The following is a 12,375-nucleotide window of genomic DNA, read 5'->3' as shown; positions in this document are numbered from 1 at the left end:
ATGGTGGTGGGCAAGACATGCGCTGCAACCGAACATGCCCGACCTTCAATGGCACTCATGTCCTTGCTTGCGCTGGTGCCGGTCTCGTTAGTGCTGACGTTCATTGGAGCGCCTCCGTGGTTGCGATTTGTGACCAGCGCCGCCGCGGTAGCGGTTCTCGCGGAGTGGATCCGCCGCGGGACGGAGCAATTGGCGAGACACGCAGGTGCAACGGTCGGCGGCCTCATCATGGTTACGCTGGGCAGCGTTGCTGAACTCGTGCTGGGGCTGTTCGTCGTTGCGAGCGGCCACATGGCGGTTGTTCAGGCCCAGATCACGGGCTCGATCATAGGCACGAGCCTTCTTGGGTTGGGAATTGCCATCCTGATAGGCGGCCTCTCTCGGCAGCGGCAAACATTGAAGCCAGCGAAAGCCGGCCTTCTTTCAACTCTCCTGATCCTGTCAGTGATCGCATTGTTGCTGCCGGCCATCTTCGACTATACGGCTCGACAGGGCCATCTGCGCGACGTTCGCATCACCGACGAGGAGTTGAGCCTAGGCGCGTCGATCGTGCTGCTGTTGCTCTACGCGGGAAATCTCGGATATACGTTGGTCACCCATCGCGACGTCTTTGCGGACGAGGAGGCCGATGCCGCCCCGACGTGGGGGCTCGGCGTATCGCTTGGGGTCATCGTCACATGCACTGTGGTCATCGCTCTGGAATCGGAATTCATCTCCGATGTGCTGATCCCGACTGCGGCGATCCTGAGAATGACGCCAGAATTCCTTGGAGTGATTGTATTGGCGCTCGTCGGCACCAGCGGGGACATTTTTGCAGCAGGGTGGTTTGCCCATCGAGACCAAATGGCGCTTGCGTTGAACATTTGCATAGGATCCGCGATCCAGCTTGTGCTCGTGGTCGTGCCCCTGCTGGTATTCATCTCGGCATTCATGGCAAAGCCGATGACCCTCGTCTTCGTGAACCCGCTGCATCTGTTTGCGATTGCCAGTACCGCGTTCATCGTCAACGCCGTCGCCCGGGACGGGGAGACGACCTGGTTCGAGGGCCTGCTGCTCGTGGGCGTCTATGTTCTAATCGGGCTTGGCTTCTTCTTCATCAGGCCGGCCTGACATTCGCATCACGAGCGAGACGACAGATCAGCGCAAGCGACGGGACCCGTCCGCGCGCTCTTCGTGCTCACTCCGGAGGATGTGCCTCGTGATCTTGCGGTCACGCTTGAACGCGCCCTGGGTGGCCTGATGTGCAGCGATCCCAGGTGTCTCTTGGATTTATCCTTCGCTGCATAGGCGGCTGCCGTCGACGCTAGAATCACGGCGGAAATGATGGCCCAAGAACTCTTCACACGGTTCATATTGCTTTCCTAAGCTAGAGACGTCATTTTTCGCTGCGATCGCCGGCTGCCAGACTGCGCAGATCCTTTACTTTGGAGGCGGGTACGGGAGCTGCAGAATTACCCCAGGCGCTCCTGACGTAAGTCGCGAGGTCCGCGACCTGTTGATCCGAAAGCTTCCAATCGAACGCCGGCATCGATACTTGGGTGGGGCGCGCATCGGTGGTTGCGGCATGCGCGCCGTTCAGAATGAGCCTTACGATCGTGGTCGGATCGCGGTCCTGGACAGTGCTATTACCTTGCAGGCGGGGGAACATGGCGGGCACACCCTCGCCGTTGATATGGTGACAGCCTGAGCAATTGTCGACGTAGAGGGCTCTGCCCGCTTTTAAAGACGCTTCGGCCGGCTTGGTTGCGTTGTCTTCGGAGCCTTCGCCTTTCGGGACATCCTTGAGGTACGTTGCGATCGCCTTCAGATCATCGTCGTTCAGCTTGGAGGTCGAGAATGTAATGACTTCGGACATCGGGCCGTAGGCCACGGTTCGCGAGTTGCGTCCGGTCTTCAGGAAGGTGGTGATCTCATCGACGCTCCAGCTGCCGAGACCGGATCTCACGTCTCCAGTGAGATTCGGGGCGAACCAGTCCTGCAGTGTGCCGCCGTGGAGGGCCGAGGCTGTCTTAGCAGCGCCGAGCACGTTGGTCGGAGTGTGGCAGGCTCCGCAGTGGCCGAGCCCTTCGACCAGGTACGCGCCCCGATTCCATTGGGGCGATTTTTGGCTGTTTGGTTTGAAGGTCCCCTCGTGGAAGAACAGTTCGTTCCAGCCCTTCATCACCACGCGGTCATTGAGCGGCCAATCAAGCTTGTTCGGCGGTGGTGAATTGCTGATGGGCTCAAGCGAGCTCAGGAATGCCTTGAGCGCATCGGAATCCTCGCGCGTGACCTTCGTGTACCACGGGTATGGAAAGGCAGGGTAGAGGTAGCTCCCGTCGGCAGCAATGCCCTGATGGAGCGCGCGATAGAACTGATCATCGGACCAATCGCCGATGCCAGTCTTGCGGTCTGGGGTGATGTTGGCCGAATAGATCGTTCCGAATGGGGTCGGGATTGCGCGGCCGCCGGCAAATGGCTTGCCGCCTGGGGTCGTGTGGCAGGCTTCGCAATCTCCTGCCGTCGCCAGATAGCGCCCGCGCTCGACTTGACCGAATGAAAACTGCTCGCTCTGGACGGGCAACGAGAACAGGCTCAGCGCGAGAATACAGCAGGAAAGAGGCCATGCCACTCTGTGGACCGCAAGGGACATGTTCCGTCTCCTCATGGCTGGACCAACGGTCCCGGAGTTTTCAGATATTGCGTCTTGATTGCGTTTGCCGACCAGAGTGCCAGCGCCGCAACCGTGCCCGTGGGGTTGTACCCCGCGTTCTGCGGAAACGCCGATGAGCCCATCACAAAGAGGTTTGAGACATCCCAGTGTTGCAGGTACCTGTTGAGTACGCTCTCCTGCGGATTTGAGCCCATGATGGCTCCCCCCGTGTTATGCGTGGTCTGGTACGGCGTGATGTCGTAATGGCCCTTTCGCGGGTTGCTTCTGATTTCCCGCGCTTTCAGTGCTCGGGCGATCTCCGTGGTCTTCCCCGTCAGGAAGTCCGACATCTTGTGCTCGTTCTCCGTGAAATCGAAGGTCATTCGCATCAGCGGCCGACCAAGGAAATCGCGGTAAGTCGGATCCAGATCGAGGTAATTTCCCCGATGGCTCATGACCGAGCCGTGGGTGGCGAGCGACATCGATTTCAGGTAGTTTTCTACGACGGCCTTCTTCCACGTGGCGCCCCATTTGGGAGTACCGTCTGGAACAAGGTGGGTCTCGATGGGCCGACCATTCGTGTTCCAGCAGGCGATATAGCCGCCGCCAATGAAGCCCAGATTGGTGTGATCGAAATTGTCCCCATTGAATTCGTCGACGACCATGCCGAGCGCGCCCGCGCCGATAAACGGGTTCAAGATCTTGTCGTCGTAGAATACGTCGACGCTGGAGACGATCTGATATGCGTAGTTCTTGCCGAGCGTTCCCCTTCCGGTGTTCGGGTCGTAGGGCGTGCCGATCCCGGACAGCAGGAGCAAATGCACGTTGTGAAGGACGAAGGCGCTCAGGATGATCAACTCGGCAGGCTGCTCGTATTCCTCACCCTGCGTGTCGATATAGGTGACGCTGACCGCCCGTTTCTTGTCGCTGTCCAAGTTGATCTTGATGACCTCGCATTCGGTCTTGAGCGTAAAGTTCTTCTTTCGAAGCAGAACTGGCAAGATCGTGGTCTGCGGGCTTGCCTTAGAGTAGTTGCCACAGCCAAACTTCTCGCAGAAACCGCAATACGTACATGGGCCCAGTTGCACGCCCAGAGGATTGGTGTAGGCGCGAGACATGTTCGCCGAGGGAGCAGGGAAGGGCTTCAACCCGATGTCTCTGGCGGCCTGTGCGAACAGTGTTGGGCCGTATGTCATCTCCATCGGCGGATTGGGAAAGTCCCTGCTTCTGGGGCCCTCGAACGGGTTTCCGCCCGGTTGAATCTGACCCTTAATGTTACCCGCTTTGCCCGAGATGCCGCAGAGATGCTCCCATCTATCGTAATAGGGCTCAAGATCGTCGTAGGTGACGCCCCAATCCTGCACTGTCATCGTGTCCGGGATAGCGGCAGCACCGTAGCGTTCAGTATTGTGGCTGCGCGTCAGGAAATCGCTCGGCAGGAAACGCCAGTTCTGCCCGTTCCAATGAATTCCTGCTCCACCCACGCCCGAGGCCGGAAGAAAGGAGCCGAGTTGTCGCATGGGAAGAGCGACTTCAATTGTTGAGTTTCTAAAACTCAGTGTCTCACGGGCCGGCTCTTGGAAGAGCTCGTGCCGGTAGTAGAACCGAAGTTCGTCTTGGATGAAGGATGTGGCAAAGTCGGTCGCTGTATCGCGCCAGCCGCCTCGCTCGAGTGCCAGCACATTCAACCCGGCATCGGTCAGTTCCTGACCGAGGATGGCTCCGGTCCATCCAAAACCGACGAGAAGCGCATCGACGGTAGGAAGCTTCGTAGCCATCGGCAACCCCTATCCTTTCCGGATCCACTCGGACCGCCCGTAAATCGAGACAGGCGGCAAAGGGTAGGGCTGGCCATGCTTGCTGACGAAATCCCGATAATCATAGCGAGCTCCCGGAAAGCCGATCATCTTCCAGGCGGCCATGTCCTTGTTTCCGCCGTACAAGGGATCGGCGAAATATCCTTCTTGGGTGTTAAGGAGAAGCTGTTTGAAAAATGTCTTGGCGTCGATCTGTTGAAGCTTGGCTTTTCCGTGCTCGAGTGCTCCCAGCACTTCGTCCTGCTGTTCGGCGTCAAGCTCCGCGAAGGGTTTGCCGCCGAACTCACTTCGACAATACGCGTCGACGGCTTTGATACCCACTCGGTACAATTGCGCAGGCGTCATCCTGGACTGGTAACCCTGAGTGTCTGTACCTTTTCCCCAGGGGCCCCCCATATACCACCGCTCGGCCCGTCCATAGGCACCCGCGAGCTGACGGTCAATAAAGAGGGTCACCCCGAGTTCTTCCGCGCCAGGCCCAAGCTCATCCTTTGGTATCAATCGGGAGACAGCTGCATCGAGCCAAGCAACTTCGTCGTGCGTGAGGTACTGATACCCGCCGCCGGACACTGGCGTAGGGTTGTCGGCCTCTCCCGGCGCCCAGGGCATTTGCTGCGAGATTGTGTCGGCTCTCGAGCTGCCCGAAGGAAGCGCCAGCGAGGAGCCCGCCGCCAGTCCTGCGGTGAGTAGGTGGCGCCGGCTGAGCCTGGAATTTCCCCCTTGTTCTGACCTCTGCATCGCTAGGCACCCATCTCGTGTTATGGCCGCATCAACAACTTGGGATGCCCCCGGTTCGCGCGCGACGTCTGGCGAGGCTCGAAAGTCGGTACGATTGCGCACAGCCACGCCGGCCCCGGGCGCTTGCCGAAGCTCAACGCCGCAGCAAGCGTACAAACTCCAGGACATTATCTGCCTGGGTTGCCTTGAGCAGAAAGTCCTCTCGTTCCTTGCCAGGCGGGAGCTCTGCAGCGTCACGCCTGGCTCGCTCGGCAAGTTGCTTCAATCGATGCGGAAGCGGGGCGACCGGCTCGTCACAGGTCCGGCGCCGGCGCTTTGCCGGCCGCTGAGCCCTCCGCCACGCCAGTCGCCTCATGTCACGCTCCTTCCGAATGTGGCCAGCCTCAAGACCAGGCCGGCTCACCCTACTTGGATGTGCCTTGGTGCGACGAGCTCGAACCGGTCGTGCCTTGTGACGAGCTTCCTGAACTTGAGCCCGAAGCGTTTGCGTTCATTGCCTCGAACACGGACATGCCGTGCGGACCGATGGTCATCACGACCGGATTTCCGTCCTTCGACTTCGCCTGAACGACGAAGGACTCGGCCACAACCTTCACGTCCGTGAAGCCGGCGTTCTTCAGATCCCGCTGAATCTGCTGCGCGGCGGCGAGATCTTGCTTTGAGCCGTTGGACGGCTGCGATGAGGCTTGGGGCGAAGTTGTCGTTGCGCTCTGAGCAAGAGCTGGCGTTGCCAGGGAAACGGCGGCGAGCGCAGAGGCCGCTACGAGCATTCTCTTCATGTGCAGGTCCTTTCTTGAGGAGTAGACGCGGATATAGCGACAGAGGCGGCGTAGCGTTCCGACGGTACGGCGGCAGATCGAGCGAGAGCTGGTACGACAGCGAACAGAGCCGCAGTTGAGCTTTGGCTGCGCGGGCCAGCGGGTTGGTACGCCGCGGCCAAAGCGATTGGATTCAGTCCTCTAGCGCACAAAGGCAACGAACCGCCATCTACCGTTTGCGTTGATAATGGCTGAACCGGCTAAGCGCTGCGACGGGGCGGATCGAGGAGGAGCAACATGCATCTGTCATGGGCGAACGGCTCTCTAGCTAGGCTCGTCGAGTTAGGGCGGCGCCAAGGGGAACTGGCTACGCAGGATCTCCGAGAAGCTCTTCCGATCGACCGGATGTCTGACGAAGAGCTAGCAAGGACCATCGCCTACTTGGAAGATCAGGGCGTTGAGGTCACGCTGAATCCGGATTTGCTGGCCCCGCCACCGCGCTCCGCGCCGGAAGTTCGAGAGGCCGCAGCACCGAGCCGGCGGGTGCGCAGTTTGAAGGCGGACAGCGGCGCACTGGATTACCCGCGCCGGGATATCCCCCAACAACGCCTTCAGAGCGCTCCGTCGGCTCAGCGCAGGTTCGCCACGCTTTCCGTCTTCGTGGCTGGCCTGATTGTCTGCGCCGTAATCGCAGTTCTCGTGTGGGTCTTGAGGTGAGTGCGAAAACGACATTGCTTCGCTGTACTGGATGCCCTTCCGGTTCATCGGTCAACGCTGGATCGAACCTCGTCGGAGATGCTAAGTGCCCGTATGGTTGAGTGCCGGCCTCTGGGGTTTGCTCGGAGCGTCATCGTTAGTGCTGGGGGCCGCGCTCGCCTACCTTGCAACAATGCCCAGATGGGCCAATGCTTCCATCATGTCGTTTGGATGCGGTGTGCTGATCTCGGCCGTAGCTTACGATTTGCTCGAATATGGCTACCAGGAAGGAGGCATATGGCCGATTGTGGTGGGAGCGCTCTTTGGTTCGATAGCATAAGCGGCAGCCGATTATCTCGTGTCGGCACGTGGGGGGGGCACCACCGTAAGCAGTCGGACCATCAACAGGAGCAAGCAGGCAAGGGCGGCGGCATCGCGATCGCAATTGGCTCTCTCTTGGACGGAATACCTGAAAGCGTTGTGCTCGGATTGTCGCTGCTCGGTGGAAAAGGCGTAAGCGTTGCAATGTTCGCAGCGATCTTTCTGTCCAATTTCCCAGAAGGGCTTTCGAGTGCAGTTGGCATGCGTAACGCGGGCCGAAGTGCGGGCTATATCTTCGGATTGTGGCTTTCCATCGCTTTACTTTCCGGCCTGAGTTCACTGGTTGGAGCCGCATTCCTGCGCGGAGCGTCTCCGCAACTCATAGCCGGTGTCAATGCAGTCGCTGCGGGGGCACTGCTTACTATGCTCGTAAACACTATGATCCCCGAAGCAATTGGGGAGGAACAGAAGCTAACCGGCGTACTCGTGGTGATCGGGCTTCTGGTGGCGTTTTCGCTATCTGAGACAGGAAATTAGAGCCAACGTGGGCCGCTGACGGCGAACAAAATGTGAAGCGCGAGCGTTCAATTAGTAAAAGCTCAACGCAAGCGTTTCGCATCTGCTGGACGAGCAAACGCAACTCGAAGGGTCTTGCGCAGCTTGTATTATGACATGACCCAGACTAGGGATGCGACGATCGCTAATCCGGTGAAGACGACAAATCCGATAAGCCACCATGCAGAGCCAATGCCCGATGTTCTTTGACCATCCTCGTCGGCCCTGGCGCGTAACTCCTGTGCCGCTGCCAGTCGGACTTGAGCAGGCGTGTCCGACGTTCCTCCCGCTTCGTCGTCGGTGCCAAGCGGCGCCGCTGCCGGGTCAATCGCGTCCACCTTGTCCCCGGCATACCCCTGATCGATTGCGATGCGGAGCTGCTCGGTGGTCTCAATCACTCCGTGCGGATTGAACTCGGCGGCTGGAGTAGGAGAAGATCTTGAGACGCGGTCTCGGTGTAAGCGGTCATCCATAAGTGCCAACGGGGGCCCGGCGACAAGGTTTCAATGACAACTTGCTATGGTGCATTTGTGGAACGCCGACCCGTTGTGCCCATTCTTACCAAATGAGCGCATCGGTAACGGGTGCTCGGCGAGCTATGAGGATCCTTGCCGAGCTGAATGAAGCGGAGGAAGAGCTGATCGGACGCACCGTCATTTTGACGGACGGCAAGGCAGGTTCGATCGAGCACCTTTCTCTCGACGATATTCATGGACTGCGCATATCCATAGTTGGACATGATGGTCGATGGCCCATCTCAATGATTAAGAACATCGAGAGATGACCGCGGGCTGTTGGTCGGCGCGGCTTTTGCCCCCGGCCGGCGCCCGATATCGACCAGCGATCGCCGGGATTGAAGCCGCCCGAGCGAGCCGCGCCGCCTAGAAACGGATGCACCGGGTGCTGGTTGACCCTACAGGGGGGAGTCGTTCGGCAAAGTGTCCACTATCGTGGAGGTGACTGTCAATCGGCCTGCAAATTTGACCCCTCATCGGCGTCCAATTTTGACCCCTTCGTGCGGCGGGTTTTGCTGGTAGCGCTCGTCTCGTCGGAGCTGGCCGGGATAGCGGAGGCGAGACGAGCGCGGGTGGCGTGATCGTCGTCTCGACTCTTGAACCGCCAGCTATCGTTGCCGGTCTCGACGATGTCGCAGTGATGGGTCAATCGGTCGAGCAGCGCGGTGGTCATTTTGGCGTCGCCGAACACGCTCGGCCATTCGCCGAAGGCGAGATTGGTGGTCACGATGACGGAGGCGCGCTCATAGAGCCGGCTGACGAGGTGGAAGAGAAGCTGGCCACCGGACTGCGCGAAGGGCAAATAGCCGAGTTCATCCAGCACGATGAAGTCCATCCGGGTCAGATGCTCGGCGAGCCGTCCTTGCCGTCCGTTGCGGGTCTCGGTCTCGAGGCGATTGACGAGGTCGACTACGTTGAAGAAGCGGCCGCGGGCACCGGATCGGATGCAGCTTCTGGCGATGGCGATGGCCAGGTGGGTTTTGCCTGTGCCAGTGCCGCCAACCAGCACGACGTTGCGTTGTTGGGCGATGAAGCCGCCGCCAGCGACATCATTGACGAGAGTCTGATTGATCGGCGTGCCGTCGAACTGGAAGTCGGCGATGTCCTTGGCGAGCGGCAGCTTGGCAATGGTGAGCTGGTATTTGATCGACCTGGCTTGCTTCTCGTTGATCTCGGCGTTGAGCAGGTCGCCGACAATGCGCTGAGGTTCGTGCTGGCGCTTGACGGCAGTCGCCATGATCTCGTCGAAGGCAGCCTTCATGCCGTAGAGCTTGAGTTCGCCCATGAGGTCGAAGATTTGGGTTCGTTCCATCAGATGGTCCTCCGGAGGTTGTCGTAGCGAGCACAATCGGCGATCGGTGCATGACGGAGCGTCAGTGCGGCCGGCGTCATGATGTTGGCCGGTGGGGCGGGTTCGCGTTGACGGGCCAGGATATTGAGCACGACATCGGCGGAATGGACGCTGTGACTGAGCGCTTCGGCACAGGCCGCTTCCACCGCGGGCAGACCGTCAGTCAGCACCGCGTTGAGGATGTCGACCATCTGCCGATTGCCATCGTCGGTGCTGGCAAGCTTGCGCCGGATCCGCTCGATCGCGGCCGGCAGCACCCAGTCTTTGAAGGGAGCACCATTACGCAAGGCGCCGGGTTTGCGGGCGAGCACCGGCACATAATGCCAGGGGTCGTAGACGGTATCGCCGCGGCCAAAGGATCGCGGGTGCTCGGCAACGATGCGTCCATCCTGACGGATCACGATGCGATCGGCATAGGCTTGAACCTCGACGGGGCGTCCGACTGCGCTGGCTGCGACCGAGTACTTGTTGTTGTCGAAGCGCACCAGGCAGGTCTTCGAGACCGATGCCGTCACCGCATGGAAGCCGTCGAAGCGGCCGGCATAGGGAACGAGATTGGGGCGTTCGGCTTCGAACACGTCCCAGATCGTCTGATCGACCAGCTCCGGATGGCGATGAGCCTTGGCGTAGGCGATGCATTTGTCGAGCAGCCAGGCGTTTAACTCGTCGAGGTTTTTGAACCGCAGCCGCGGCGTGAAGAAGCGTTCTCGCACCAGCCCGACCTGGTTCTCGACCTGCCCCTTCTCCCAGCCCGACGCTGGCGTGCAGGCGACCGGATCGACCAGATAGTGACTGCACATCTGCAGGAAGCGGCGATTGTAGAGACGCCCTTTACCGACGAAGATCGTCTCCACGGCGGTCTTCATGTTGTCATAGATGCCGCGGGTGCAGGTGCCTTTGAACAGGGCGAACGCCCGGTCGTGGGCGTCGAACACCATCTCCTGCGTCTCCCGCGGATAGGCCCGCACGAACAGCATGCGGCTGTGACAGAGCCGGACATGGGCGGCCTTCACCATCACCGTGGTGCCGCTCAGCAAGACCACCTCGTGGCTCCAGTCGAACTGGTAGGCTTCGCCTGGGGCAAAGCTCAGCGGGACATAAGCGGCCGCGGTCGATTGCCCGCGTTCTTTGCTCCACCGCCTGGCGTAACGCCGCACCGCATCGTAACCGCCGTCATAGCCGCGGCCGCGCAGCTCTTCGAAGATCCGGATCAACGTCAGCTGTTCGCGAGCCGATTTAGCCGCGTTCGCCGCCAGCAATCCATCAAGCTCTGCTGCCCATCGTCCCAGCTTTGGCCGCGGCTGCACCTGCCGCTCGTACTCGAAGGAGGTCTCTCCCGACCTCAGCACCTTCCGAACCGTGTTCCGCGATACCTTCAGGTCACGGGCGATCTCCTTGATCGTCTTGCCCTTGATGAAGTGCTCGCGCCGGATCCGGGCAATCGTCTCCACGATCAGCATCCCCCACCACCTGCTTCGTTCCAAAGCAGGCAACGCAACAGACCAATCTGTAGGGGGTCAATTTTGGACGCCGATCCCCCGGCTTAGGGGGTCAATATTGCAGGCCGAACGACAGCAGCTCGGTTCGGCGACGCCCAAAGCACGTCCCCCAGGGCCCCTGTAAGTGCTTGGAATCGCACATTCCAAATCGGGGGCGGACCAACGGAATCCGGAAGTGCCGCGCAAAGTATGTCCCCTATGACGTGCCATGTGTTCTCGAGACGGCACTCGCGAAGGGACGTCCAGATCAGGGCGTTGAGAGCGCACCACTACGATTGAGAAGTTAGGTTATCAACTAGCTCGGACGAGGCGTAGAGTAGGTCGTCCTGTCGGCGAGCCAGTCGATGAGCGATGTATCATCCAGAGCATATCGACCTCGCTCCATGCGGATCACAAGTCCTTTCTCCCGCAACGCGTCTAGGGCGCTTTGAGCGTCGGGGACGGTGACTTGCTGGTTCGCATTCTCGGAGTATGCGGCTAAAGAATCGGCATCGAACGGCCTATAATTTTCGCCCTGATCGATGATGCGACGCAGAACGGCCCTCTGCAGCGGCGTCATGGACGTCCATTGAGAATCGAATTCCTGCCAATAGCGCTCTCTGACGACGTATGCCTGTTCGAGGAGGGAAGGCGATGATCCATTCACTCCGATGGAGCCCGTTACGTATTCACGGACTGCCGCTTGGAGGAGTTCGGGCCGGAACGCGACGATCTCGAACGCCCGCGCGACCACCTTTTTATCGATCTGGCGATCCCCTGCGAGTCGAGTGTTTACGAAATCCGCATAGGCCGCGGCAAAGTCGGCGCCCAACAAAGGGAAGTCGGTGACCGACGCTCCGAAGAACGGCTGGTTCTTTCCAATCACGAGCGAAGCCAGCTTGTCGCGATGGGAGCCGGTGAAGACCAACCCCAATCGGACATTGCCAACATCGGAGCTATCTACTCCGATGTTGAGGGCGTCCCTTGCGGATTTCAGACTGAACATCGCTGTCACGCTGGTCTGAGAAGTCAGCGCGTGTTGGGCTTCGTCAACGATTAATACGATTGGACGGCCAGCTCGCTTGTTCAGGTAGGCGATGGCGTCGGCCATCGTAGCTCCGCCGGGCCTCCCGATCTTTTCGATATCGACGGCAAGCCAAGAGCCGATGCCGATCTTCGACATGCCAGACTTGCGCGCCACTTTCAAAATGCCCGACTCGTGATCCTGAATCGTCGCCCTGATCTTCTCGGCGATTACTTCGCCTGGATCCCGGCTACGATCCGCCCAAAGGTCCACGTAAACCGGAAGGGCGCCACGACTTTCGAGCTCGGGCACAAGGTCGGCCTTCAGGAGTGTGCTTTTCCCGGTGCGGCGTGGTGCGGCAAGGAAAAGGCCTGAGTTGCCTGCGAGGGGATCGGTTCCAAGCGCAATGTCGGCCATCCGGCGGGCAAGCTCTGGCCGATGAAAGACGAAGCCAGCTGCCATTTCCTCTAGGTCCGAATATGAGCGGAAG

At 59.8% G+C, this 12,375-nt stretch carries 11 protein-coding genes and 1 pseudogene; 4 read left to right on the top strand and 8 right to left on the bottom strand.

The genetic code is table 11. The features are described from left to right. Complete coding sequence (gene cax, locus X265_RS23115; protein WP_208764255.1) at positions 1 to 1,110, top strand: calcium/proton exchanger; 1,110 nt, start codon at positions 1 to 3, stop codon at positions 1,108 to 1,110. Positions 1,111 to 1,375: 265 nt separating this feature from the next. On the opposite strand, the gene X265_RS23110 is transcribed toward cax, so the two are convergent. The 4 genes from X265_RS23110 to X265_RS23095 form a co-directional block, all read right to left on the bottom strand. Continuing rightward, positions 1,376 to 2,632: a c-type cytochrome gene (locus X265_RS23110; protein WP_128966884.1), complete on the bottom strand. Its 1,257-nt coding sequence runs from the start codon at positions 2,630 to 2,632 to the stop codon at positions 1,376 to 1,378. Between the two features lie 11 nt (positions 2,633 to 2,643). Then, a complete protein-coding gene (locus X265_RS23105) occupies positions 2,644 to 4,410 on the bottom strand; it encodes a GMC family oxidoreductase (protein ID WP_128966883.1) in 1,767 nt (588 codons plus the stop codon). Between the two features lie 9 nt (positions 4,411 to 4,419). After that, complete coding sequence (locus tag X265_RS23100) at positions 4,420 to 5,187, bottom strand: gluconate 2-dehydrogenase subunit 3 family protein (protein WP_128966882.1); 768 nt, start codon at positions 5,185 to 5,187, stop codon at positions 4,420 to 4,422. 404 nt (positions 5,188 to 5,591) lie between these two features. Next, a complete protein-coding gene (locus X265_RS23095; RefSeq protein WP_128966881.1) occupies positions 5,592 to 5,966 on the bottom strand; it encodes a hypothetical protein in 375 nt (124 codons plus the stop codon). A 276-nt stretch (positions 5,967 to 6,242) separates the two neighbouring features. Between X265_RS23095 and X265_RS23090 the strand changes: the two genes are divergently transcribed. Beyond that, positions 6,243 to 6,662, top strand: a complete 420-nt coding sequence (locus X265_RS23090) for an RNA polymerase sigma factor region1.1 domain-containing protein (protein WP_128966880.1) — start codon at positions 6,243 to 6,245, stop codon at positions 6,660 to 6,662. Between the two features lie 276 nt (positions 6,663 to 6,938). After that, positions 6,939 to 7,499, top strand: a complete 561-nt coding sequence (locus X265_RS23085) for a ZIP family metal transporter (protein WP_244659303.1) — start codon at positions 6,939 to 6,941, stop codon at positions 7,497 to 7,499. A gap of 128 nt (positions 7,500 to 7,627) precedes the next feature. Here the strand turns inward: X265_RS23085 and X265_RS23080 are convergent, their stop codons facing one another. Further along, a complete protein-coding gene (locus X265_RS23080) occupies positions 7,628 to 7,915 on the bottom strand; it encodes a hypothetical protein (RefSeq protein WP_128966879.1) in 288 nt (95 codons plus the stop codon). Between the two features lie 200 nt (positions 7,916 to 8,115). Between X265_RS23080 and X265_RS23075 the strand changes: the two genes are divergently transcribed. Continuing rightward, positions 8,116 to 8,301: a PRC-barrel domain containing protein gene (locus X265_RS23075; RefSeq protein ID WP_128966878.1), complete on the top strand. Its 186-nt coding sequence runs from the start codon at positions 8,116 to 8,118 to the stop codon at positions 8,299 to 8,301. Between the two features lie 179 nt (positions 8,302 to 8,480). Here the strand turns inward: X265_RS23075 and istB are convergent, their stop codons facing one another. The 3 genes and pseudogenes from istB to X265_RS23060 all read right to left on the bottom strand — a co-directional run bounded on the left by istB (position 8,481) and on the right by X265_RS23060 (position 12,347). Continuing rightward, positions 8,481 to 9,344, bottom strand: coding sequence for an IS21-like element helper ATPase IstB (gene istB, locus X265_RS23070; RefSeq protein ID WP_128963210.1), 864 nt, complete (start codon positions 9,342 to 9,344; stop codon positions 8,481 to 8,483). Between the two features lie 8 nt (positions 9,345 to 9,352). Then, positions 9,353 to 10,843: pseudogene (istA, locus tag X265_RS23065) on the bottom strand (IS21 family transposase); the annotation flags it as partial. 334 nt (positions 10,844 to 11,177) lie between these two features. Then, complete coding sequence (locus tag X265_RS23060; protein WP_128966877.1) at positions 11,178 to 12,347, bottom strand: ATP-binding protein; 1,170 nt, start codon at positions 12,345 to 12,347, stop codon at positions 11,178 to 11,180. Positions 12,348 to 12,375 lie beyond the last annotated feature (28 nt).

The sequence above is a fragment of the Bradyrhizobium guangdongense genome (genome assembly GCF_004114975.1).
GTDB lineage: Bacteria > Pseudomonadota > Alphaproteobacteria > Rhizobiales > Xanthobacteraceae > Bradyrhizobium > Bradyrhizobium guangdongense.
This window is presented reverse-complemented; position numbering and strand designations above follow the sequence as displayed.

Coding starts and splice junctions, on each gene's coding strand:
- X265_RS23060 (WP_128966877.1), bottom strand. CDS start 12,347: ATGGCAGCTGGCTTCGTCTTTCATCGGCCAGAGCTTGCCCGCCGGATG.
- X265_RS23105 (WP_128966883.1), bottom strand. CDS start 4,410: ATGGCTACGAAGCTTCCTACCGTCGATGCGCTTCTCGTCGGTTTTGGA.
- X265_RS23085 (WP_244659303.1), top strand. CDS start 6,939: ATGGCCGATTGTGGTGGGAGCGCTCTTTGGTTCGATAGCATAAGCGGC.
- X265_RS23075 (WP_128966878.1), top strand. CDS start 8,116: ATGAGGATCCTTGCCGAGCTGAATGAAGCGGAGGAAGAGCTGATCGGA.
- cax (WP_208764255.1), top strand. CDS start 1: ATGGTGGTGGGCAAGACATGCGCTGCAACCGAACATGCCCGACCTTCA.
- X265_RS23110 (WP_128966884.1), bottom strand. CDS start 2,632: ATGTCCCTTGCGGTCCACAGAGTGGCATGGCCTCTTTCCTGCTGTATT.
- istB (WP_128963210.1), bottom strand. CDS start 9,344: ATGGAACGAACCCAAATCTTCGACCTCATGGGCGAACTCAAGCTCTAC.
- X265_RS23090 (WP_128966880.1), top strand. CDS start 6,243: ATGCATCTGTCATGGGCGAACGGCTCTCTAGCTAGGCTCGTCGAGTTA.
- X265_RS23100 (WP_128966882.1), bottom strand. CDS start 5,187: ATGCAGAGGTCAGAACAAGGGGGAAATTCCAGGCTCAGCCGGCGCCAC.
- X265_RS23095 (WP_128966881.1), bottom strand. CDS start 5,966: ATGAAGAGAATGCTCGTAGCGGCCTCTGCGCTCGCCGCCGTTTCCCTG.